The organism is Paenibacillus sp. FSL M8-0212 (assembly GCF_038004645.1).
Taxonomy (GTDB): Bacteria; Bacillota; Bacilli; order Paenibacillales; family Paenibacillaceae; genus Paenibacillus.
Genome location: NZ_JBBORP010000001.1, coordinates 4,901,373 through 4,924,082 on the forward strand (window position 1 = coordinate 4,901,373; position 22,710 = coordinate 4,924,082).

Annotated in this window: 20 protein-coding genes and 1 pseudogene; 18 read left to right on the top strand and 3 right to left on the bottom strand. The window is 40.4% G+C overall.

The genetic code is table 11. The annotated features are described in order from the left end of the window. Positions 1 to 12: 12 nt before the first annotated feature. The 5 genes from MKX68_RS21580 (at position 13) to MKX68_RS21600 (ending at position 7,540) form a co-directional block, all read left to right on the top strand. The gene (locus MKX68_RS21580; RefSeq protein WP_340914036.1) at positions 13 to 1,305 is read left to right on the top strand and encodes a lipase family protein; all 1,293 of its coding nucleotides are present in this window, start codon (positions 13 to 15) and stop codon (positions 1,303 to 1,305) included. 58 nt (positions 1,306 to 1,363) lie between these two features. After that, positions 1,364 to 2,584, top strand: coding sequence for an S-layer homology domain-containing protein (locus MKX68_RS21585; protein WP_445671086.1), 1,221 nt, complete (start codon positions 1,364 to 1,366; stop codon positions 2,582 to 2,584). 314 nt (positions 2,585 to 2,898) lie between these two features. Continuing rightward, positions 2,899 to 6,009, top strand: a complete 3,111-nt coding sequence (locus MKX68_RS21590) for a DUF5704 domain-containing protein (RefSeq protein WP_340914038.1) — start codon at positions 2,899 to 2,901, stop codon at positions 6,007 to 6,009. Between the two features lie 107 nt (positions 6,010 to 6,116). Continuing rightward, positions 6,117 to 7,205 carry a WXG100 family type VII secretion target gene (locus tag MKX68_RS21595; RefSeq protein WP_340914039.1) on the top strand — a complete coding sequence of 363 codons (1,089 nt, stop codon included), beginning with the start codon at positions 6,117 to 6,119 and terminating at the stop codon, positions 7,203 to 7,205. A 5-nt stretch (positions 7,206 to 7,210) separates the two neighbouring features. Further along, positions 7,211 to 7,540, top strand: coding sequence for a hypothetical protein (locus MKX68_RS21600; protein ID WP_340914040.1), 330 nt, complete (start codon positions 7,211 to 7,213; stop codon positions 7,538 to 7,540). A gap of 213 nt (positions 7,541 to 7,753) precedes the next feature. Here the strand turns inward: MKX68_RS21600 and MKX68_RS21605 are convergent. Further along, positions 7,754 to 8,325 (bottom strand): annotated as a pseudogene (locus MKX68_RS21605) (transposase); the annotation flags it as partial. Positions 8,326 to 8,690: 365 nt separating this feature from the next. Here MKX68_RS21605 and MKX68_RS21610 point away from each other — a divergent pair. The 11 genes from MKX68_RS21610 (at position 8,691) to yaaA (ending at position 18,755) form a co-directional block, all read left to right on the top strand. After that, positions 8,691 to 9,038 (top strand): hypothetical protein, encoded by a 348-nt coding sequence (locus MKX68_RS21610; protein WP_340914041.1) that lies wholly within the window; start codon positions 8,691 to 8,693, stop codon positions 9,036 to 9,038. Between the two features lie 11 nt (positions 9,039 to 9,049). After that, the gene (locus tag MKX68_RS21615) at positions 9,050 to 9,913 is read left to right on the top strand and encodes a lipase family protein (protein ID WP_340914042.1); all 864 of its coding nucleotides are present in this window, start codon (positions 9,050 to 9,052) and stop codon (positions 9,911 to 9,913) included. Positions 9,914 to 10,145: 232 nt separating this feature from the next. Then, complete coding sequence (locus MKX68_RS21620; RefSeq protein WP_340914043.1) at positions 10,146 to 11,336, top strand: S-layer homology domain-containing protein; 1,191 nt, start codon at positions 10,146 to 10,148, stop codon at positions 11,334 to 11,336. 107 nt (positions 11,337 to 11,443) lie between these two features. After that, positions 11,444 to 11,896, top strand: coding sequence for a hypothetical protein (locus MKX68_RS21625; protein WP_340914044.1), 453 nt, complete (start codon positions 11,444 to 11,446; stop codon positions 11,894 to 11,896). Between the two features lie 89 nt (positions 11,897 to 11,985). Beyond that, positions 11,986 to 12,312, top strand: a complete 327-nt coding sequence (locus MKX68_RS21630; protein ID WP_340914045.1) for a nucleotidyltransferase domain-containing protein — start codon at positions 11,986 to 11,988, stop codon at positions 12,310 to 12,312. A gap of 16 nt (positions 12,313 to 12,328) precedes the next feature. Further along, on the top strand, positions 12,329 to 12,706 hold the full coding sequence (locus MKX68_RS21635; RefSeq protein ID WP_340914046.1) for a 1,4-dihydroxy-6-naphthoate synthase: 378 nt from the start codon (positions 12,329 to 12,331) through the stop codon (positions 12,704 to 12,706). A gap of 91 nt (positions 12,707 to 12,797) precedes the next feature. Continuing rightward, entirely contained in the window at positions 12,798 to 13,526 is a 729-nt protein-coding gene (locus MKX68_RS21640) for a restriction endonuclease (RefSeq protein ID WP_340914047.1), read from the top strand. 537 nt (positions 13,527 to 14,063) lie between these two features. Continuing rightward, entirely contained in the window at positions 14,064 to 16,046 is a 1,983-nt protein-coding gene (locus tag MKX68_RS21645) for an AraC family transcriptional regulator (protein WP_340914048.1), read from the top strand. A 247-nt stretch (positions 16,047 to 16,293) separates the two neighbouring features. Then, positions 16,294 to 16,554, top strand: a complete 261-nt coding sequence (locus MKX68_RS21650) for a DUF3139 domain-containing protein (RefSeq protein ID WP_340914049.1) — start codon at positions 16,294 to 16,296, stop codon at positions 16,552 to 16,554. Between the two features lie 354 nt (positions 16,555 to 16,908). Beyond that, positions 16,909 to 17,787, top strand: coding sequence for a prohibitin family protein (locus MKX68_RS21655; protein WP_340914050.1), 879 nt, complete (start codon positions 16,909 to 16,911; stop codon positions 17,785 to 17,787). A gap of 215 nt (positions 17,788 to 18,002) precedes the next feature. Further along, positions 18,003 to 18,755 (top strand): peroxide stress protein YaaA, encoded by a 753-nt coding sequence (yaaA, locus tag MKX68_RS21660; protein ID WP_340914051.1) that lies wholly within the window; start codon positions 18,003 to 18,005, stop codon positions 18,753 to 18,755. 258 nt (positions 18,756 to 19,013) lie between these two features. On the opposite strand, the gene MKX68_RS21665 is transcribed toward yaaA, so the two are convergent. Further along, on the bottom strand, positions 19,014 to 19,580 hold the full coding sequence (locus MKX68_RS21665; RefSeq protein WP_340914052.1) for a DUF4879 domain-containing protein: 567 nt from the start codon (positions 19,578 to 19,580) through the stop codon (positions 19,014 to 19,016). Between the two features lie 518 nt (positions 19,581 to 20,098). After that, positions 20,099 to 20,620: a GNAT family N-acetyltransferase gene (locus MKX68_RS21670; protein WP_340914053.1), complete on the bottom strand. Its 522-nt coding sequence runs from the start codon at positions 20,618 to 20,620 to the stop codon at positions 20,099 to 20,101. Positions 20,621 to 21,306: 686 nt separating this feature from the next. Between MKX68_RS21670 and MKX68_RS21675 the strand changes: the two genes are divergently transcribed. After that, a complete protein-coding gene (locus MKX68_RS21675) occupies positions 21,307 to 22,143 on the top strand; it encodes a hypothetical protein (RefSeq protein ID WP_340914054.1) in 837 nt (278 codons plus the stop codon). Between the two features lie 263 nt (positions 22,144 to 22,406). Beyond that, entirely contained in the window at positions 22,407 to 22,688 is a 282-nt protein-coding gene (locus tag MKX68_RS21680) for a DUF6809 family protein (RefSeq protein ID WP_340914055.1), read from the top strand. Positions 22,689 to 22,710: the final 22 nt, after the last annotated feature.

Consider the following 22,710-nt stretch of genomic DNA (forward strand, 5'->3'; position numbering starts at 1 on the left):
GGGTAGTTACACATGGAAGCTACTGTAAGACAAGACATTACGGATCTGAATTATAGAACTATGTCCCAGATAGCCTACTTAAAAGTAGAAGAAGGTCAAGAAATTGATGTACCGGGTTGGCAAGTGCTAGATCAGAAACATAATGTATCCGGTATGGATGCTGTTACATTCTACAATCCCGAGACGAAGCAAGCAGTAATTGCATTTCGAGGAACAGAAGGGGACGCAATTCCGGCAAGATCTGTTCCAGATTTTAGAACGGATGCTTTACATATTGGTTTCCCCGAAATCGGTGCAACCATAGAACGTGCAATAGATTGGAAACCGAAGTTCTGGAAAGATTTCTCACGTGGGGTTGAAGATGGGTTAGGCATTACAAAATTAAATGATTGGGTTGGCGATGTCAAAAAGACGGTAGATAAAAATGTGGGGAGCTTTAATCAACTCTATGAGGCAGAAAGCTATGTAAAGAGCATGACAGACCAACATAAAGACTTACAGTTTTCCCTAACGGGTCATTCTTTGGGAGGTGCTAATGCACAGTATGCAGCGGTATACACTGGATTAAATGCCGTTACTTTTAGCGCTCCCACAGTCGTAGCATCGCTTACTCCCGAGATGAGAAGGAAAGCAGAGGAGGGGGGATTTGATGGACAAGTGACTAACTTTATACATCCTGGAGATGGCATTGCAAGTGGTTTTTTTGGAGGTTATGAGCGGCATGTGGGGGCCACGTTTCTTATTGATTCTAACTATGCAGATGGAAATGAAAACTATGGCATTAACGTTTGGGCCAAGGTAGTGGATACGTTTTTTGAGGATGGTCCTAAATATCACGATATGAAGCACTATAGCTTCGATCAAGATGGATATATTGATAATCCTCTTTATGATGAAGTTACTGGAGAACGAGTAAATTTCTCTCCGCGAAAGCCTTCGGAGCATAATATACTTGATCACGCGCGTGAAGCATGGGACACATTGACCAAAGGATTCAAATCGGTGGCCAACGTGGTTGGTGGATACTCGGCAGGGACCATAGAGCTAACTCCTGAGGAATTGCAAGAGACTGCGGACAAATGGAGACGACAAGCTCAGGATATGAGTCGTACCTTTGAACGGATTCAACGGAACTTTTTTGAGTATACCGAGAGCAGTCATAGTCAGCGACTTGTACCCATCGTGTGGGATCTTCAAATGAGTATTAAGCAGCTGGATGATTGGCACCTGGAGCATACGTCAGAACTGGTGGACTACATTAATCAGAAGGCAGAAGATTTTATACAAGCAGATTCCGGAGCATAGTAAAAATTTACATAATAGTAAAAGAGCCTAACCAACCAAAAATCTAACTAATCGGAGAGTGGAAAAGTTGAAAAAAATAATGTTACCCATAATGAGCGCTGTAGTAGTCGTATCGACATTGATTCCTTTCCAGGCTTCTGCCGCAACAACAACCTTCAAAGATGTACAAGCTAATCACTGGGCAAAGTCTGCTATTGAATCTGCGGTTTCCAAGGGATACTTTAAAGGATACGGTAATGGATTGTTCAAGCCCAATGCTTCGGTAACAAGAGCAGAATTTGCTTCCTTAATTTCACGAGTAGCCAAAGACATGACACTTCCGGAAGATGCCCAGACGGATTCATTCAAGGATCTGAAGGGACACTGGAGCAAAGCTGAGGTGGATCGGGCAGTTACTTTGGGGTTCATTCATACCAAAGACTATCCAAACGGATTCAAACCAAGTACTCCGATTACTCGCGAGGAAATGGCTAAATGGTTGAGTTCCGGATTGGTTGCATCCAGTGCTGAGTATAAAACAGCATTTGCTGAAACGAAAGGAACGTTACTTCCAGTCAAAGAGTCGTTTAAACCAGGAATTGCTGAAGATAAAATTCCTTATCTCGCTGTTGCAATGGGAACCAACTTGATGAACGGCTTTCCGGACGGATCGTTTGGAATGGACAAAACAACAACACGAGCTGAATCTTCTGCCATTTTGCTTAGACTCGAAAATGTGTTGAAAAAAGAAGCCATGACATTTGATGATCTGAATGAATTGAGAATGATGGGTACGAAAAAAACGAATCTTGAATTAGTATCTAGCCTGACTACAGGGAAAACTTCTATCGCTGATATCTCAGGGAAACGGAAAACGTTCCGTAACGGTTCTGGTAGTCTGGTGTTCCATCGTTTAATTGGTATAAACACGTCAGAGCCTAAGAAGAAAGATAGCATCTATACATCGTTGTTCATGACTGAATTTGGGATGAATAAATACAAGAATAGTGGCTTACTTCCTGTATTCAAAGAGATCACGATTTATCCAAAGAAACAGGGTTTTGACATTGGAGATTATAAGAATGGTGTTATTGATATGACTGGTGGGATGACTATCACAAATGAATTGAACCAAAAATATGGATACGAAGTAATTCCTAATTTAGAGCCTGCAAAGTTTTTTGCAAAGAATAAAAATGGTGTGAAGGTGTGGGTTGTGGAAAATCTTAAAATCAAAGACTTTTACGGACAATTTAACATGGACGACGGTTCATATGCAGTTATTTCAAATAGCAACTAGGCAGGGATTATAAAATGAAAAAGAAATGGACTGTTCTATCATTACTCGTAATATTCCTTATTTACTCCTTCGGAGTTATGTCTATTAAAACCTATGCTAACTTTAAGAACGGGTATCCAGATAAAGACATAGAAGTGAAACCAAGCGGATTAGCGAGAGGAAAGCAAACGATCAAAGTCAAAGTTACGGGAAAAGCTAATCCTAGGCCCAAGACTATATGGACTCAAGGCGATTTTAAAGTATGGCAAGCAACAAGTGAAAAATACGGTAGGGTAGAAACGAATACTTACTCTTCTAAATTAGATGCTCTTCCCTTGAAGCTTCCTTCAGATAAATTTGTTAAAGATGAGATTAACACGAAAAACTACGTACCGGATTCATTACAAGATAAACCAACAGGTAATAAATTCAAGAGAGATCACGTCACAGATATAGAAATTGATGATATTAAATACAACACCACAGATAAAACCTATTCAATTAAGTCAGGTTCAAAACCGGACTACAAAAAAGGGAGTCTACTGGTAACCATAGAAACAAGAACTGGTACTGATTCTGTAGACGCGGATAATGTTGCTGATTATCAATGGGAAAAGAAAACTCCGTATGGTACAAGACAGGATGGAGATCCAAAATATCAAGTTGAGTATTACACACCACTAGAGATCGATTACAGTGGTTACGTTACGGAAACCAAAGAGATCCGGGTTAGAGAGGACATGCAGCTTCAATTAAATGATGTAAAATCATTGGTTGCAGAGATCCGAACTAAGGCATACGACCAAGAAGAATTCGGTAACTGGGTGAATGTCTCCAAGCGTGCTGAACAAATCGAATGGAGTTCTAACCAAAAAGAAGTAGTTTACGTAGAAAAATTAACAGGGCAAATTGTTGCTAAAAACGTTGGAACGGCAATCATCACCGCGAAATGGAAGAATTCCAAAGATGGACCGTATTACATTTATGAAAATGTAACGATTACGGTTGGCGATACGCCACCACCCGAAATTCCGGAAAAGCCAGATGCGGCATGTGCAGAGTCACCTGCCGGAGAAATGACAGGGGAGAGAATGGATCCTAATGCAAGCGCAGTTATTAAGGCCGATCAACGTGGAAGTGAGCCATTTGACGTACTGCAAGGTATCCCTACCTCTGAGAGTTTATATGGCAATGTATTTGGTCTAAGTTACCTATTCCAAAATAAGTTTGTGAATATGCAAGGCACTTGTACATATACCGTAGTTGTTGAAAAAACGTATAACAAAACGTGGACAGACGAAAAGAAAATTTCGGATGGTAAAGGTGGTACGACAACGGTATCAACTCCAAGATCTAGAGATGTAAAAGTACCCTACACCTATACTGTGAAACGGGATTTCGAGTATTGGAAAATTGACACTTTGCTTGTTTATGAGATAACCGATGCGATTCTAAAAAACTATGCTTTACCACAGATTGAACTATATCCTGCTGATTATCGTAGTCCCATCTATGCGGCGGCTACGAACGGTACCTTTTACGCACCCAATACACCGGCTGTGTTAACAGCGCCTTCACAGCCAGTGCCGGGAGGGACCAGCGAACCTCCAACACCAACAGATGATCTCTCATCAATTGCGGAAGATGCTGTGCCAAAGGTCCAAGTTAAGAATGACTATTTGAAGTTTAATGGGGCTGTTGTCATGGACAACGCAAAAGTAGAAGAAACGGGGCCAACGCCAGGTCAGATCGCAGAACCCCAAATGATTGGCAAAGATGTTCTGTACAGTCCTGACAATGAAATATCCAAAACCTTGTTAAATAAGAAGGATACGCCTAGCACAGGCGAAATCCGTTATGAATTAATGAGTGGAAATGTTAATGATGGCAATGAGGAAGAAACCTTTGAAATTCCGGGGATTAACACGGTCACTGTTCATACTCCGGTCGTGAACTATTCTCTTGTTTCAGACGATCAGCCTCATAATCAGAAAACGATACCGAATATGGATCGATCTGCCCTTATTTTGGAGCGGCCGTTCACAGTCCGTATCCCCACGAGCGGACAGCATTTGGATGTCAACTCTTATCCGGGATATGGGGATCGGGATTATGCCAAATATTATCGAATCAAACAGGTGCGGTTTCCGTTTGACGTATACAGTGCCGACCGGACACAGTTTTACCCGCGGAGTACATGGATCGATATTCCGGTGGACGTGCTCGATACCACCTTTTATCTGCCTGTGTGGGTAGATGAGGGAGATTACCAGGTGGAGTTCCGTAATATTGCAGAGAATGCACCTGCCGATTTTGAATCGATGTCCAGGAGCAATGCCCAACCCGATGCCAACACAGATCTAACCTATCATCTGGCCAGCGACGAAGTATCCGTGGAGGTCATTGGGAGGCTATACGACTTTGAAATCACGGACATTGCAGACTACAACTGGGAGCTTGTTTTCCGGCGATTTAAGGGCAGCATTGCACCCACCTGGATCAGCTACTGGACAGGAACGCAGGGAATTGATGGTGACAAACGAGGGAACAAACCACAGTTCACTGTACCGATTCGCCCAGGCAGTCATCCGCTGCAAGGGTATCAAAATGTGGCTGTGAAGACGGGATATCACTTTAAGTTTGATTTCAAAACCAAGGGCAATATGTTCGGGTCCAGAGACGGCATTCGCCTGACTCCAACCTTTGATTTTGTCAGCAAAGACGGGAAAACACGCGTGCCGGTAGATCTGTATTACTCGACGAACCAGCGAAGTTTTATTCGTATTGGTTCAGCAGAGGATCAAGTCAAGCGGTTTGTCATTCTCAATGATCGGTTACGTCAAGTACCTTCGGAACAGCTACGAGATACGGCGACCTATAAATATAATCGCTATGGCGAAATTCATCCAGGGATGATGAGTGAACGTACGTATCAGGAGTATTACCGGGATAAATTTACGAAGATGAAAACTCCTGTAGGCGGATACAGTTTGCTTCTGATGCCGGAGCAATTACGTACGTTTATCGGACCCAAAACGAATATTCCGACGAACGCAAGTGCGGATGTACTTCGTGCAAATGCTGCCATTCAGCAGTGGTATGGAGAGTATAGTCTACCCGCCGAGGCTTACGTGGTTCAAGCAGGAACCAATCTGGCCGAGTATGGGCGTACCCATGGTGGTTTGGATGCAAAGTCACCGATCTTCCTGAAAAATGGTTATATCGTGGTCAACTTTAACTTGGAGTCGATCCAGGAAGGGAACCTGGGGGCTCCGCATCTGCAATATATCCATGCACCGCTGATGAACCAATGGTTGCTGGAAGGGTTTCAGCGTCAAGTCAAAGATAGCTACGGCAACTCGTTCACTTTAAGGGACGGAGATGTGGTGTTCTACCATGCTGATCGTTCCAGCCGGGATGATTTCAGTGCACAGGTGCCGCATTAAGCGAGAACGTACAGCTAAAACAAGCCCGAAATATGGCGAACGTTTAGAACACAATAGGTTGAGATAAGCAAGAAATAGAGTCCGTCATTGGACAGATGGAGAACGCGATGAGTAGAATACAAGTAACCCCGGAGCGTTTGTTTGAAGCCTCACGAGAGGTTGAACGAACTCGCGCGCAAATGGGAGATACACGAGAGGAACTCGTTCGATTGATCCGCTGGATGGAATCGATGTGGTCCGGGATGGTGCGAGAGCGGTTTTTAGAACGATTTGAAGAAACCCAGCCCCGCATGATCGAAACGCTGGAGCATTTGACCCACATCGCGAAGGAACTTCGAGACATTGGTGTCCGTTTTCAGCAGGCAGATGAGATGAGCGGGGCAGCAGTGGCAGGTACCGTAGCTACGATGTCTATCGGGCTGAAAGCAACGAAAAGTACTGATAATAAGGGATACCGGATGGCGTATGATTACCAGTACCACATCTGGTTACCGGTTAATGAGAAGGGCGTGACAGATCAGGCGGCCCTACAGGCGTACGAAAGAGATCATGGAAAGATCGATGTGAATAAGCTAGGGCAAGTTCCGGGGTCAGTCCCTTCCCCGGATCAGGATCTGATCCAGTTACAGATTGAAGCACTGGAGTTGAGGGTTAACCCGTTTACGGGAGAGCCTGTCACGGACTCTTACGCCAAGATGATGATCGCATCTCTGAAATGGAGCCAAATCGTAGGCGGGATCGGGCTGGTCGTTGGAAGCGCGAAAGGCAGCAAAGGTCCATATAAAGGTCGTGGAACCAGTGCAGCATTGGACAAAGTGAAGCAAACGATTCGGGATGCGAAGGTGAAGAGAGAGAAGTCGAGCAAGGGTGCTAACGGGACGGGGAATGTTCTAGTTAAAGACACTGGTAGCATTTCCAAGAATACTGCTAACTTAAGGATTTGGGCAGAAAAAAATGATTGGGTTAGACAAGATACTGCTGGTGGTGTCGAGCAATGGGGAGTAAAGAACGGCGATGGAACGTTTAGTTGGAGGCTGAAGTTAAAACCCGAAGCTAGTACAAGGGAAGGACTGGGTGCAGGGAGTAATCAACCTCGTTTTGATGCTAGACTAGACGATAAGGGAACATACGTTAATCCGTTTACAGGTGAAAAGGGCGGTAGAAGTGTTGGAACTCATATTTCATTAGGGGAGTGAAGTCTATGAATAGGGAAAGATTATTGGAAATATTAACAGATCCAACAGCATCAGATGCAGAAAAAGATGACGCAGTAATTGAATTAGGAGAGAACTTCCAAGATGCTGAGACTGTGGATATATTAATTAAAGTTTCAAATGAAAGTAACTGTGATGACATGATCAAGGCAAGTTGTGGAGAGTCTATTGGTCAAATTTGGCTTTCAACACAACAGATAAGTTATGATAAATTATCTCATCTACATGGTATTGCTTTGACAGAGGTGCTCTCCTTAATCAAAGCACAATGCCCTGATTGGTACGAAACATATTTGGAGATGTTCCCTCAATCATAAAGGTATGATATAGCCCGAAGATTTTTTCTTGAGGGCTTTCTTTTGTGGGACTATATAGTACTAGCTAAATTCAACATTCAACCAACCAATAGCACATATAACCCATGTTACCCTTAAAATAATTTCTTTAATTTTTTGTTTACAAATTAAAGGCAGCGTCAAGGAATTTTGTGTAAATGAAATAACCTTTCTTATGTAGATCCTCAAGGTAGTCAGAGCAGCTTTACCTGCTTCTTCATCCTCAGCGCGGTACACTTGAAATCTCCCAGATATCTGCTAGATCCGTAACACGAACTAAATGAACGCAACAGGTTTGATACTTCGCTTGAGGTTACACCTCCTTGATTGCATTCACGATCCTGATCAATCCGTCGGAGATAAACAGAAGGATTTGCTGCATGCCACGCTTTTTGACTTCCTGAAGAAGTTCTTTCCAGATATAAGCGGATTCGGTCGGTGCAATCGCGTACGTAAGCACCTCTTTGGAGCCATCCTTACGAATGCCTACGGCAATATAGACCCCTTCCTTGGCTACCGTTGCAAGCTTCACAGGGATGTACGTAGCATCAATATAAACGCAGACATAGCGCTTCTCTTGGGTCATACTAAGCTGCAAGTCGCCATACTCGGTATGAAGCGTGCGGGTTTGCGAACCGTTATGAGAGTTGCCAGAATTTACACCAGCACGGTCGTATATTTCGTAATTCAAAAAGGCTTGCGAAATACTCTGTAATATCTTGTTTGGTGACTAAAGCTTGAACTAAATCTGTTGTAAAATGATTCATAGGGAAGACCTCTCTTTGAGTTGTTGTATGCTAGCCCAATTCTAATAGAAAAGGTCTCCTTTTTCTATTTACACAATACACAATATATTCTACGCTCTCTGTTATTGATTTTACAGGTGGATCTAAATAGTAAAAAAATTGCATGAAAGTATGGATATATCAATCTGCCTAGCATGAACAGAAAGCAATTCTTCAAAGAAAATAATAAGGGAGTAAGACTGCGAAGGGTTACTAATTAAATTGGTCTCAATAACCCGAATTCCCGATTTGATAAGGATGGATGGTGGATCGTTTGCTGTGATCAGACATAAATGAGGTTTTATATATATGGTGGTTGCTCAGTGAATTGAAAGTGAGGGAAGATTATGTACCGAATGGTGATGATCATCTTGGTTGCTATGTTGTTACTAATATTAGGGGGCTGTGCAGGTGTGAATGAGAAAAAAATAAAGGATCAAGAAATTATAAATCGGTCGGAAGCGATAGCAATTGAATATTTGAAAAATAACTATAAATTAGATGTAACGATAACACAAAAAAAAATTCTACCTAAAATGGCGATGAGTCGTGTCACTCTCTATGGATATGTAACAGGACATGAAGATCAAACTTTTAGTGTTTATATAAACTATGAAACAAATAAACAAGAATCTTTCGGATATAGTAAACAACTAAAGAAGGCTCTTAATGAAAAAGGATATAATATACAATAATATAGGAGGTGATGAACATAGAACGCTTATCTAGTGAAATGATTACAGATCAAAATTACAAGGTGATGTCGCAATATTCATATGATGAAGTAGAAGTCGGACAAGAATTCACAGATATTCCTGGCTGGGAAGTGCTAGATCAGAAACATAATGTATCTGGTATGGATGCTGTTACATTCTACAATCCCGAGACGAAGCAAGCAGTAATTGCATTTCGAGGAACAGAAGGGGACGCAATTCCGGCAAGATCTGTTCCAGATTTTAGAACGGATGCTTTACATATTGGTTTCCCCGAAATCGGTGCAACCATAGAACGTGCAATAGATTGGAAACCGAAGTTCTGGAAAGATTTCTCCCGTGGTGTTGAAGATGGGTTAGGCATCACAAAATTAAATGATTGGGTTGGCGATGTCAAAAAGACGGTAGATAAAAATGTGGGTAGCTTTAATCAACTCTATGAGGCAGAAAGCTATGTCAAGAGTATGACAGACCAACATAAAGACCTACAGTTTTCCCTAACGGGTCATTCTTTGGGAGGTGCTAATGCTCAATATGCAGCGGTATACACTGGATTAAATGCCGTTACTTTTAGCGCTCCCACAGTCGTAGCATCGCTTACTCCCGAGATGAGAAGGAAAGCAGAGGAGGGGGGATTTGATGGACAAGTGACTAACTTTATACATCCTGGAGATGGCATTGCAAGTGGTTTTTTTGGAGGTTATGAGCGGCATGTGGGGGCCACGTTTCTTATTGATTCTAACTATGCAGATGGAAATGAAAACTATGGCATTAACGTTTGGGCCAAGGTAGTGGATACGTTTTTTGAGGATGGTCCTAAATATCACGATATGAAGCACTATAGAGAGCAGCCATAGTCAGCGACTTGTACCTATTGTGTGGGATCTTCAAATGAGTATTAAGCAGCTGGATGAATGGCACCTGGAGCATACGTCAGAACTGGTGGACTACATTAATCAGAAGGCAGAAGATTTTATACAAGCAGATTCCGGAGCACAGTGAAAATTTACATAGTAGTAAAAGAGCCTAACCAAACTAAATCTAACTAATCGGAGAGTGGAAAATTTGAAAAAAATAATGTTACCCATAATGAGCGCTGTAGTAGTCGTATCGACATTGATTTCTTCCCAGGCTTCTGCCGCAACAACAACCTTCAAAGATGTACAGGCTAATCACTGGGCAAAGTCTGCTATTGAATCTGCGGTTTCCAAGGGATACTTTAAAGGATACGGTAATGGATTGTTCAAGCCCAATGCTTCGGTAACAAGAGCAGAATTTGCTTCCTTAATTTCACGAGTAGCCAAAGACATGACACTTCCGGAAGATGCCCAGACGGATTCATTCAAGGATCTGAAGGGACACTGGAGCAAAGCTGAGGTGGATCGGGCAGTTACTTTGGGGTTCATTAATACCAAAGACTATCCAAACGGATTTAAACCAAGTACTCCGATTACTCGCGAGGAAATGGCTAAATGGTTGAGTTCCGGATTGGTTGCATCCAGTGCTGAGTATAAAACAGCATTTGCTGAAACGAAAGAAACGTTACTTCCAGTCAAAGAGTCCTTTAAACCAGGAATTGCTCAAGATAAAATTCCTTATCTCGCTGTTGCAATGGGAACCAACCTGATGAACGGTTTTCCGGACGGATCGTTTGGAATGGACAAAACAACAACACGAGCTGAATCTTCTGCCATTTTGCTAAGACTCGAAAATGTGCTGAAAAAAGAAGCTGTAGCATTTGATGATCTGAATGAATTGAGAATGATGGGTACGAAAAAAACGAATCTTGAATTAGTATCTAGCCTGACTACAGGGAAAACTTCTATCGCTGATATCTCAGGGAAACGGAAAACGTTCCGTAACGGTTCTGGTAGTCTGGTGTTCCATCGTTTAATTGGTATAAACACGTCAGAGCCTAAGAAGAAAGATAGCATCTATACATCGTTGTTCATGACTGAATTTGGGATGAATAAATACAAGAATAGTGGCTTAATTCCTGTATTCACAGAGATTACGATTTATCCTAAAAAGAATGGATTTGCCATAGGCGATTTAGTTAGTGGAGTGATTGATATGAATGGTCGAGGTATGACAATAACGAATAAGTTGGATGAGAAGTATGGCTACGTCACAGTACCAAATATTGAAACGGCGAAGTTTTTTGCTAAATACAAGAATGGTGTAAAGGTGTGGCTGGTAGATTATCTTGAAATTAAAGACTTCTACGGACAATTCAATATGGACGATGGTTCATATGCCGTTATTTCAAATAACAACTAGGCAGGGATTGTAAATGAAAAAGAAATGGACTGTTCTATCATTACTCGTGATATTCCTTATTTACTCCTTCGGAGTTATGTCTATTAAAACCTATGCTAACTTTAAGGATGAGATTATCACGAAAAACTACGTACCTGATTCATTACAAGATAAACCAACAGGTAATCTGGTTACCGGTTAATGAGAAGGGCGTGACAGATCAGGCAGCCCTTCAGGCGTTTGAAAAGGATAAGGGGAAATTAGATATTAGTACCTTGAATCAGGGCCCTGGTCCTGTCGAACCAATAGATCAGGATTTGATCCAATTACAGATTGAAGCTTTCGAGTTGGGCGTTAATCCCTTTACGGGAGAGCCTGTCACGGAATCCTATGCTAAACTGATGATTGCATCGCTAAAATGGAGTCAAATTGTAGCCGGAATCGGGCTGGTCACCGGAGGTCTATCTGGAGTAAAAGGTCCATACAAAGGACGTGGGACCAATCCGGCCATTGCCAAGGTGAAACAGACCATTAAAGATGCAAAGGCGAAGAGAGAGAAGTCGAGCAATGACGCTAACTGAACGAGTAAAGGTCTTAAAATACCACAAGGATTAACGCAAAAATAATTTGAAAAAGTTTCAGCGATGATTCTTGGAAAAAAGTTGGACATTTGAGTGATGATATTGTTTTTCAAGGCAGTAGAGCAAAAGGAACAGCTAAGGCTACCTCAGATATTGATTTTGCGATACGTGTCTCACCAGAGAAATTCAACGAATTAATTAAGGATTCATTTAGTAAAATAAAAGCTCCAAATCCAGGTTCTGCTAAAGAAAAAACAATGTTACATGCTATTGAAACAGGTAAAATTCAATCTGGTGAAGCAAAGCTGAGTAAATTTAGGGAATTACTGCAACAGGAGTTAGGTATAGATGTGGATATTTCTATAATTAAAATAGGTGGACCGTTTGATAATCCTCCATTTACTCCAATTAAATGATGAGAGGTGGCTTTTAGTGGAATATCAATATGATTTGTTTACAAAAATATTTCTAGATACTGATTTGGAGAAAACATCAGTTGTAGAAGCAGTATCAATAATGGTTAAGGGCTCTGCTGCAGGTTCTAGCATTGTGACTGAACAAGCTGAAATATTTATATTTAATAATGGGGATTTTGATGAAGAGAAAAGGAATAGGGGGAGTGATGAGTTTCTATATTATAAATATTATCTAGAAATAGAGCCAATTGAGGATGGCGAAGAAACGCTCTATATCACAGAAGTCTCAAAAATTCTGACAAAATTATGGGATTCAGGATATAAAGCAGTTGCCTCATGTGACTTTGAAGAGGAGCTCCCAAGAAAAGGCGGTTATAATTTTGAAGAACGTTAAGATGCAAAGTTGTTCCCTGAATAGGCATTTCTAAGTATGTGATCCTGTATTAATTTCTATAAGGAATACTGGTTTTAATGGAGGAAGAAATATGGTAAGAAAGAAAAGTGGAGTAAGGAAAGAAGAGGAATTATTTAAAGGGTTAGCTGGTATAGCCATGCTGGGAGGTAGTGCGGGCACATACTTGTTAACAAGCTCTTGGAAAGCTTCGTTTGTTATTGGATTGCTTGGAGTTGTTGGTGTTGTTGTGTTAATGATTAATATTCAAAGTAAAAGAATTAAGCGCTTAAAAAAGTCGGGAATAGCAGAGATTGATCAAATGGATGGAACAAAATTTGAACATTACCTTGCTTATCTTTTTCGTTCTCAAGGCTATAAGGTCCAGGTTACGAAAGCAGTTGGTGATTTTGGAGCTGATTTAATCTTATCAAAAGACGGAAAGCGAATTTCTGTTCAAGCTAAGCGTTACAGTAAATATGTAGGAATTAAGGCAGTACAAGAAGCACAGTCTTCAGTTGCGTATTATGGAACCGCTGAAGCTTGGGTTGTATCCAATAGTGATTATACTTCAGCTGCCTATGAACTCGCAAAGTCAAATAAAGTGAAGTTGTTTAATCGTGAAGCTTTAATTGAAATGATCCTAGCTCTGAATCCTCAGGGAACTGCTACTCCTCAAGTTGATGTGGCTGAAATAGATCGAGACGAGAACATTTGTCCAAAATGCGGGAATGATCTTATTAAACGTTCTGGTCCAAGAGGACCTTTCTATGGATGTAGTAGTTTCCCTAAATGCCGTCACACCAAATCACCTAATCCATGATAGTGAAAGTGAGTATTAAATAGTAACCATTGCAACTGATTTTATATAAATATTTATTTTGTTTTGTCTCTAGCCCATACAAAAGAGGACACTTGTTCTCCTTCCTATAGTTATTAAGTTACATATGAACTAGATCTGTGAATGTGAATGTAAATATGTTTAATAGAATCTATGTTAGAAACTGTTTTTCCAAGAAAAGGCTGTGCTTAGATCCCCATCTAGTATCAGAATAAGTCATACTAATCTCAACAGGTTAATTGTGGTCAGATACCATCATGATTGACCTGTTTTTTTACCTTGTTTTTGGAAACAAGCATAACTTTAAAATATAATCGTTATGGTGAGATTCATCTGGGGATGATGAATGACAATTAGGCCATGGTAGCTGAGAATGAGATCAGACGAAAGCATGTCAGGAGGAGTATGCCCTCTTTTCAATTGACAATGATTATCGTTATCGAATATCATCAAAGGATTACAAAGGGATTTATTACTGAATAATAGGTTCAGTATGGGGTCAATCGGGGGAGAAAAATAGTGAACTGGGAAGAGTATATTCAAATGTGGGACAATTCATCGATTCAGCTGGTGGATATTCGCCAACTTGTAATAAGTAGTGGGGGGAAGCAGCAATACCATCTCCCAGTCAGCGGTTTTATATATATCGTGCAAGGACAAGGCACCATTTCACTGGATGAAGATATACATATATTTAAACGGTTTTATCTACTGCATGCAGGAAAAGGAAGCAGGATCAGGATCGAGGCCGGGCAAGATGAGGTCACGTACTATTACATTTTATATAGAGGTAGTATGTCTCCCAAAGCCAGTAAAGAGATTCAGCACAACTATGACATGAACAATCCTTTTCAGCTACCGTATGCCTACCAGCCTCTTGCTCCGCTTAATCTATATCGCCATGTGGATTCCATGTATGAGGAATGGAGCCGAAGACAGGTGTTTGAACGTTTTCATGTGAAAATCGGCTTTTACCAGTTCGTATATACCCTTGTTCAGCAACTTAAGCTTCAAGGGGTTTCTTCAAAAGAAACGGATATGGTAGAAGAGATTATCCAGTATATTCACGAACATTACAATGAATCTATTTCGCTTGAGTCATTGGCCGAACTGTGGAATTACAGCATTCAATATTTATCGAAGCAATTCAAACTCCGTACGGGGAGAAGTCCTATTGAATATGTAATTCAGGCGCGTATGGCGAAAGCGAAGGAATTAATGATTCGCACAGATGCTACGGCACAGGAGATTGCTTCAAGTGTAGGGTATAGTGACGTCTTTTATTTTACACGTCTGTTCAAGAAGCAGGTCGGGATGACACCGGGTCAATATAGAAAGAAAATGAAGGATAGCTTGGTCGATTCAGATAGTCCATGGGAAGGGTTCGTATCCTCTATGGGCAAACATTCTTCTTCTTGTTATGTTATTAATGATAATCATTATCAATATAAAACAGAAGGAGATTGGCAGATGTTTAAAGGAACAAGATCAAAGATGGTATTAACACTCATGTTATGTTTTACGATTATACTTTCAGCTTGCACAAGTGGGAACTCCAGTCGAACGAATAATCAGGGAGCAGCAGGTGGAAATTCAAATCAGAGTGCAGAGTCTACTCAAAATGTGACTTCCAACGAGGCCAAAGAAGATACAAGCACGCGCAAATTATCAACGGTCATGGGAGAAGTGAGTGTTCCGGTATATCCCAAACGGGTTGTTGTGGACTGGGACTTGGGGCCGGTCTTAGCTGTAGGCGTAACGCCAGTTGGCGCGTCCAGTACACAAATGAACTTTGCAAAATTTCTAAAACCTTATTTGCCTGACACCGTTGAAGATATTGGGTTGGAGGGAAGTATTTCTTTGGAGAAGGTGTTGGACTTGTCTCCCGATGTAATTATTACTTGGAATCCGGCTGCCTATGAAAGTTACTCCAAAATTGCACCTACCGTCGTATTCGAGACAAGCAAGTACTCCACCATTCAGGAAGAAATTACGGCAATGGGCGATATCCTGGGTCGACAAGAAGAAGCTGAGAAGTGGAATGCTGATTTTGTAAAACGTACCGAAGCTGCCCGCAATAAAATCAAAAATGTCATTCCAAAAGATGCAACGATCTCCATTGTGGATTACGTTACGGTAGACAAATTCTTGATGGTAATTGGCAATGCAGGCGAGCGTGGGGGCAGAGCTACATACGATATCTTGGGTCTGAATCCAACTCCTAAAGTAAAAAGTGATATCATTGACAAAAATGAGGATCGTATTGAAGTGTCATGGGAGACTGTAAACGATTATGTGGGCGATTATGTCATTGTGCTCAAAGTTGAAGGTCAAGAGCCAACCAATCTTCCAGCAACGTGGACATCCTTAGATGCCGTCAAAAATAATCATGTGATCGAGATTGAAATGGAGAAATATTTCGCGGCGGATTCATTCTCATCCCTGTTACAGGCCGAAGATATTGCGGACAAGATCACGAAAATGGCTGCGACAGCTAAATGATTAACTGAAACAAAGTATACTGCGTAGTTAGAGGGTATCATCAAAGTCGCCTACATGGCGGCTTTTTTGGCATATATTCAAATATATAATAGTATAGATTATGTTCGAATAGATGTGAGAGGAAAATGCTGCTTGGGCTTGCAACAACATTTTTTAATGGTATTCTGTTTCGGATCAAATTTTGACTCTTGTGTATTAGAAATTACTTAAATGGTGGTGAATAGAATTGAAGTTTCTAAAGGGAGCATTGATTGTAATTGCACTAATAGTTGTAGCTTCAGTCACATGGTATGGCTCCTATAAAAAGGATATGAAGGAACTTGAAGATGGTTTAAGAACGTATTTAATCGTTGAAAAGGGTATGGATGAACATGATATCATTAGCATCACTGCTCGTCGCAGTAAAATGCCACAGTATCCTGTAGTCGTCATATTGAAGGACAATCCACAGGAAGTTGTATACACCCAGAGAGAAGAGCAATGGGTACAACTATGGCCTGATCCATAATAGCCAAATCAATTATTGATCACTTTCTTTTATGGGAATAAGCGGGTTATAGGACGTTACTGACTCACCATTTTCTTCACTACTTAACCTAATAGTACTTCAAGTGCTGAATATCCTTGAAACCTAATACGAATTTACAAAGTATATATAAAAGAGGATATAATTAGTTACCATTTATAAATTTGTACTCGGTTACATCCATAGAGGGGAGGACGAATATGCCATTTATTGGGGGAATCATTTTAATTTTTATCCTAGCATTTATTCTATGGTCATTAATGTTCCCGCTATTCAATAAAATAGGTAGTAGAATTTTGAAGAAATACAATAAATTCAAACAAGAGGAGAATGTTGATGAAAAATTCAAAGACGTTTAGGGTAGGAGCGATTGCGGTTGCATCGGTTATTATTGTGGGAGTGTTAATGGTGACCTTCTTTTTAACACGAATTCCTAATGGATATGTTGGAGTCGTTTATTCACCCAATGGAGGGGTAAAAGATAGTACACTGAGTCAAGGGTGGAAACTGGTTGGAGCGTTTGATAAAGTGACGAAATATCCGATCCGAATTCAAACGGTGGAATACAGAGATATTCAGATTGCTACTTCTGACGGAAAAAACATCACTATCGATTTTGCTTACAACTACCAGGTAGAACCAAGTCAAGTATCAGCTATTTTCAATACATTTGGGCCAATTAGCATTCAAGAAATCGAGGATACATATCTCAAAACACGTTTCCGTGACGCAGCTCGTAAAGGTATTTCCAAATTTACAGTCATTGATGTTTATGGTGAGAAGTCATCTGAAGCAGGAGTGGACGTGCAACAACGTTTTTCTGATGACGTTAAAGAGTTAGGTTTCATTGTATCCAACGTGACTGTAGGTGTTCCTCAACCTGACGCCAAGACTCAGGAAGCAATCGATAAGCGTGTCGAAGCTTCTCAAGAACTGGAACGTAAAACGACTGAACTTGAGATCGCCAAAAAAGAAGCAGATCGCAAGCGCGTGGAAGCGCAAGGTAATGCAGACAAACTATTGATCGAAGCAGAAGGTCAAGCTAAAGCAAATAAAGAGCTTCAACAATCATTATCGAGTCAACTCGTTGAATATGAAACCATCAAGAAATGGGATGGAGCACTTCCATATGTAAGTGGGTCAAATACGCCAATGATTCAATTGCCGACTACAAAAACAGAGCAAAATAGCGGCGCGGGGAGCGTATCTCCCTAATAGCGGTTTGAGTTGCACGCCTTTCTTTCTCACCAATTTAATGTGTTGAATTCTAATGAACAAGCCGGTCCAATCGTGGGCTGACTTGTTCATTTTTGAGTCTTTTCAAAGGTACCATGAGGGATTTAGTTAAGCCTTGGCATTGGATTCGCCTGTCCAATCCTGTACAATGGATAACGACAAAAACAACGGTAGATTAAGGATGGATCAGCACGATGAGAATTATCATATCACCAGCTAAAAAGATGAAGATTGATACCGATCTTATGGCTATCGCGCAGATGCCGCAGTTTATAAACGAGTCAGAACAGCTATTGAGTCTGCTTCAAAAGTTATCCTATGACGAACTCAAAGCGATGTGGAAGTGTAACGATGCAATCGCCGAACAGAACGTGGAGCGTATTCAGAATATGAATATAAAAGCAAATCTGACACCAGCAATCTATGCCTATGAGGGCATTCAGTATCAGTATATGGCTCCAGGTGTTTTTCAAAATGAGGAACTGGCGTATCTTCAGCAGCATTTACGCATATTATCCGGTTTTTATGGCATGTTACGGCCTTTGGATGGGGTTACCCCTTATCGGTTGGAGATGCAGGGCAAGTTGCAAGGTCCAGGCTTCAAATCGCTCTATCAATTCTGGGGTAGCAAACTCGCAGATCAGCTTCAATCAGAAAGCAACCACATCCTAAATCTGGCTTCAAAAGAGTATAGCAAAAATATTTTACCTTTTCTTAGTGAGGAAACCCGGTTCATTACTTGTGTATTCGGACAAATGGTCAATGGGAAGCTTGTTGAAAAGGCAACCTGGGCTAAAATGGCCAGAGGTGAAATGGTACGTTATATGGCAGAACATAAGATTGCAGAGGTGAAGGACGTAAGAAACTTTGATCGGTTGAATTTCGCTTTTTCAGAAGAAAGATCCGATGAGAGTACTTATGTATTCATACAAGCAGAGGTACAGTAGCCTGCTGTACAACGGTGGGTTCCTATACAAAGTCGCGCCCTTTAAGGTCACAATGAGAAAAGACGCAGGGGATGTTTATCCCTGCGCCTGAGAAAATGCACTAACTTAATTGTTAGCAGAAGAGTGAGCTGTCATATTAAATTTAGGTGCGATTGGATTCGTGTCCGAAGCTGATGAGCTTTTGGGCTTACTTCCCGTATTCCTCATGATAGAACCAGGATAGCCAATTCCTCCGATATTCAGATTACATCCTTCCGGTTAACGAACATTAATCCAAGCGGTCCACTGTGTTGGAATATTAATGGAATAGACCGTACCTACAAATTGTCCGCCTGTTGTATTAGGGGATTCATAAACCCAAGAATGGGCAAAAGCATCTACGACACGATCACCGTCCAGATCAATAGCTTCAGACCAGTTGTTTGTCATTGTATTGCCGGCGAGTTTACCGTAGTGACTGCTGTCATAACCGATCTGGAAAGTAATACACTGAATCCAAGCCCCACCATGATCATTGGTCGTGGAGAGCGGGTTGTTATTGAAGCCGTAAATTTCTTGGCCGCCATTCGGAGATACGACACCATATACATTAATGTGAGATACTTTCGGAGCAGGCGCAAATAGGACTGGACCACCCGCATTATCAGCCTTCTGCGATTCAAATTCAGCCTTAGCCGCTTTCACAGCTTCACGGAATTCTTTGGAATTAATAATTTCTTCCTTTGTCATAGGTTTGGCTTGAGTCACGTCACCATCTGCATAGGCAGCTACATTAAATGAAAGCATTAGAACAAGAATAAGAGCTAAACTAATCAATTTTCTCATAGCAATAAATTCCACCTTTCTTGTTATGGGTATTCTTTTACAAAAACATGCGGTTACGACAAATAGACCTGCTTGAAGTTTAAAGCCTCTTGCCCTCCTCTCTTTTAAAGATGGTTCTTCCCCTTTTTCTTTACTGAAAAAGATATTAAGGAGGTAGAACTCTACAGGCTAGAAAACTCTATGAAGTAGGAATGTATATGTAAAATGAATGCCTGCCAATGATTATGTGTTGCAGACAAAATGTAAAACTCATTTATACGCATTGATATCTTAGCATGGTAGGCTCTGATACCCATCTGGATAATATAAGATTCCAAAATAAATATTTAAATTGTAATATATTCCATTTATACAAACATATAGTACACCTAATCATTGTCCCAGTCAAGTTTATGAATTAATTCTATTATTTATCAAAAATAGATCTTAAAAGACAAAAAAAAGCCTAACCCCTCAGTATCTTGAACGAGGAATTTGGCTTATGATCTTCAGCTTAAACAGCAGTGTCCGATTGGTGATTAGAATAATGGTTTATTTGTCCATGTATAAGTAATGAATTTTAACATTTGCCCATTCATTTCAAATTCTTTATCACTAGTTTCAATATGCTCGAATCCGTTTTGCTCTAAAACTTTTTGAGATGCTATATTGTTGGTGGTTGTTTTTGCCTTAACTTCTTTTATATCTAAATCAACTATTGTATTGAGTAATAATTTTAATGCTTTTTTAGCAACACCTTTTCCAGTGTGGATTTGTCCCACTCTATAGCCGAGAAATCCTATTTTATCGGAATCATCAATATCAACTAAATTTATTCTTCCAAGAATCGAGTTATTTTCGTCTTTTATTAAATAAAAAAAGGAGAGTCCTTTGACTTGTTCATCAAGCAGAGATTCATTCCTTACTTTAAAAACCTCAGGTATGTAATAATCATCTCCTCGAGACGGTACCATCTCCTCAAAAAAAGTTCTGTTTTCAATTTCGAATTCATACAAGCCTTCAATATCTGTGACTTTTAACTTCTCAATTACTATATTCATGAATCCTTCCTCCAATCAACTTTAATGCAAGATACTACGAATCTGCTTCTATAAACTATAATTTGTACTACGATAATTTGTTCTAGTTCCGTATTTTGGTTATGTTGAATGAATATTGAATTTATTGCAATTAAGTTTTTTTACATCAAGTATAACATCCTATTCCGTTATTAAACATTATAGGCGATTAATGGATATTCGAATCCCTAGTAAATTTGAGCAATCTTTGGATGAACATTATGGAAACCTAGGCTCGAAGATGTGGGCGTATATTATGGGGCTTTTTGAACACATGAGCAATTATATGAACAATGGATCTGCAGTACTATAATTACCTAATGATGATACGTTGACTTCTCAATTGACCGCAAGGAAATGGTCAATGACCAGCAAGGGGAAGATATTACTTTAAAAGTAAGAAAGACATGGGTGAGAATCGTTTGAATAAAAAAGTGACCTGTTTTTGACATGATTATGGCCACATGATGGCCTTTCGTTGGACTTTTCACGTGATATATTTGTATTGTGGAAATCGGGCGAGAATGAAACGTACAGCTGCAATAGCGGCATATGACTGGGGCGTTCCGCATCTCGCTTTTTCTTATTTTCTTTGAATAGGAGATTAACATCGTATAATATGTTAAGAATGGGTTAATAAAAAGAATACGAAAGTTAGGTGTTACTTTTTGAAGAAGTTGTTATTTGTAACAGACCTTTACTATCCAGCTAAAGGCAGAAACTATTATGAAGAAGACCTGTATCTCACTTCCAAACTTAGAGAAGAGTTCGACTTGATTATTTGCCATCCGGAGGATATCGAGAGCTTCGAGGATGTTGTCGATTTAATTGTCTTTCGAAATGCAGGTCCTGTTGCCAATTTTAAAGAAAAGTATCAAGCTTTTCGTAAGAGAATAGTAGACAAGCAACTAAATACTTACAATTCATTTAATGGCAAAGCAGATATGGATGGAAAAGAGTATTTGTTGGAATTAACAAATGTGAATTTCCCGGTTATACCCACTATAGATTCCGTTGAAAATGTTAAATTTCTACCCGAGGTAGAATACTTCATTGTCAAACCAAAAGATGGCGCTGATTCCATTGGCATGAAGAAAATTTCTAAAGAAGAACTGACTAATGAAATTGATAATGAGCAGCATAGTATTCTGGTGCAACCGTTTATCCCTTTTGAATACGAGGTATCCTTTTACTTCATTGACAAGGACTATCAGTACGCATTGTATGCACCGGATAAGGATAAACGTTGGGAATTGAAAGAATATACACCTACTGAACAAGATTTATCTTTTGCACAAAAGTTTATTGATTGGAATAACATTGACTACGGTATTCAACGTGTGGATGCATGTCGCACACTATCAGGAGAACTGCTATTAGTTGAACTGGAGGACTTGAATCCTTATCTGTCTCTGTTGGAAATTTCTTCTGAAGCTCGCGCCGAGTTTATTCAAAACATGAAGGAATCCTTAATAAAAGCCCTTAGTATCAATCCTTTGGGATAAATGTATATCATTCAAATGATAGTAGCGAAATGATCATAAACATGTCGACTAAAGCACCCCTCGTGGTGCTTTTTCTTTTGCCTTCATATGACAGAATGTGAGCCATTTGTGAGCGTTGACTACAGCAAGATAAGCTTCCTTTGGTGTTTGAGGTACGAGTTTAACTTTAACTTCAACTCAATAAAAAAACACTAGCGGTTTTCCCGCTAAATCCGCATTTCATCTCTTTCCTTGAGTTACAATCTTCCTGAGGTGACCTTACCATGAAGGATAATATGTCAAACCTGATCGAAGACTTGTTTCACGGAAACCTGCGGTTGGACGAGTCCATTCATCCTGATCAAGCCAAGTATCAGGAGATTAATCGCCAGATATCAGACCTGATGCAGGATTACAAAACACAGCTTACGGGGAACGAGTACGATGCTTTGGAACAACTGATCGACTTGATCGGACAATCCACATCCATGTATGTGGAAGCGGCGTTTGAGCAAGGTTTTCGCACAGGCGGCAGACTCATCATTGAGGTTTTAGCTAAACCGTGAGTATTTATCTATCTATCTCATA

Excerpts from the sequence above, each read along its gene's own strand:
- MKX68_RS21640 (WP_340914047.1), top strand. The coding sequence starts at position 12,798 with ATGGTAAGAAAGAAAAGTGGAGTAAGGAAAGAAGAGGAATTATTTAAA.
- MKX68_RS21610 (WP_340914041.1), top strand. The coding sequence starts at position 8,691 with ATGTACCGAATGGTGATGATCATCTTGGTTGCTATGTTGTTACTAATA.
- MKX68_RS21680 (WP_340914055.1), top strand. The coding sequence starts at position 22,407 with ATGAAGGATAATATGTCAAACCTGATCGAAGACTTGTTTCACGGAAAC.
- yaaA (WP_340914051.1), top strand. The coding sequence starts at position 18,003 with ATGAGAATTATCATATCACCAGCTAAAAAGATGAAGATTGATACCGAT.
- MKX68_RS21600 (WP_340914040.1), top strand. The coding sequence starts at position 7,211 with ATGAATAGGGAAAGATTATTGGAAATATTAACAGATCCAACAGCATCA.
- MKX68_RS21670 (WP_340914053.1), bottom strand. The coding sequence starts at position 20,620 with ATGAATATAGTAATTGAGAAGTTAAAAGTCACAGATATTGAAGGCTTG.
- MKX68_RS21595 (WP_340914039.1), top strand. The coding sequence starts at position 6,117 with ATGAGTAGAATACAAGTAACCCCGGAGCGTTTGTTTGAAGCCTCACGA.
- MKX68_RS21615 (WP_340914042.1), top strand. The coding sequence starts at position 9,050 with ATGAACATAGAACGCTTATCTAGTGAAATGATTACAGATCAAAATTAC.
- MKX68_RS21620 (WP_340914043.1), top strand. The coding sequence starts at position 10,146 with ATGAGCGCTGTAGTAGTCGTATCGACATTGATTTCTTCCCAGGCTTCT.
- MKX68_RS21625 (WP_340914044.1), top strand. The coding sequence starts at position 11,444 with ATGAGATTATCACGAAAAACTACGTACCTGATTCATTACAAGATAAAC.
- MKX68_RS21665 (WP_340914052.1), bottom strand. The coding sequence starts at position 19,580 with ATGAGAAAATTGATTAGTTTAGCTCTTATTCTTGTTCTAATGCTTTCA.
- MKX68_RS21580 (WP_340914036.1), top strand. The coding sequence starts at position 13 with ATGGAAGCTACTGTAAGACAAGACATTACGGATCTGAATTATAGAACT.
- MKX68_RS21655 (WP_340914050.1), top strand. The coding sequence starts at position 16,909 with ATGAAAAATTCAAAGACGTTTAGGGTAGGAGCGATTGCGGTTGCATCG.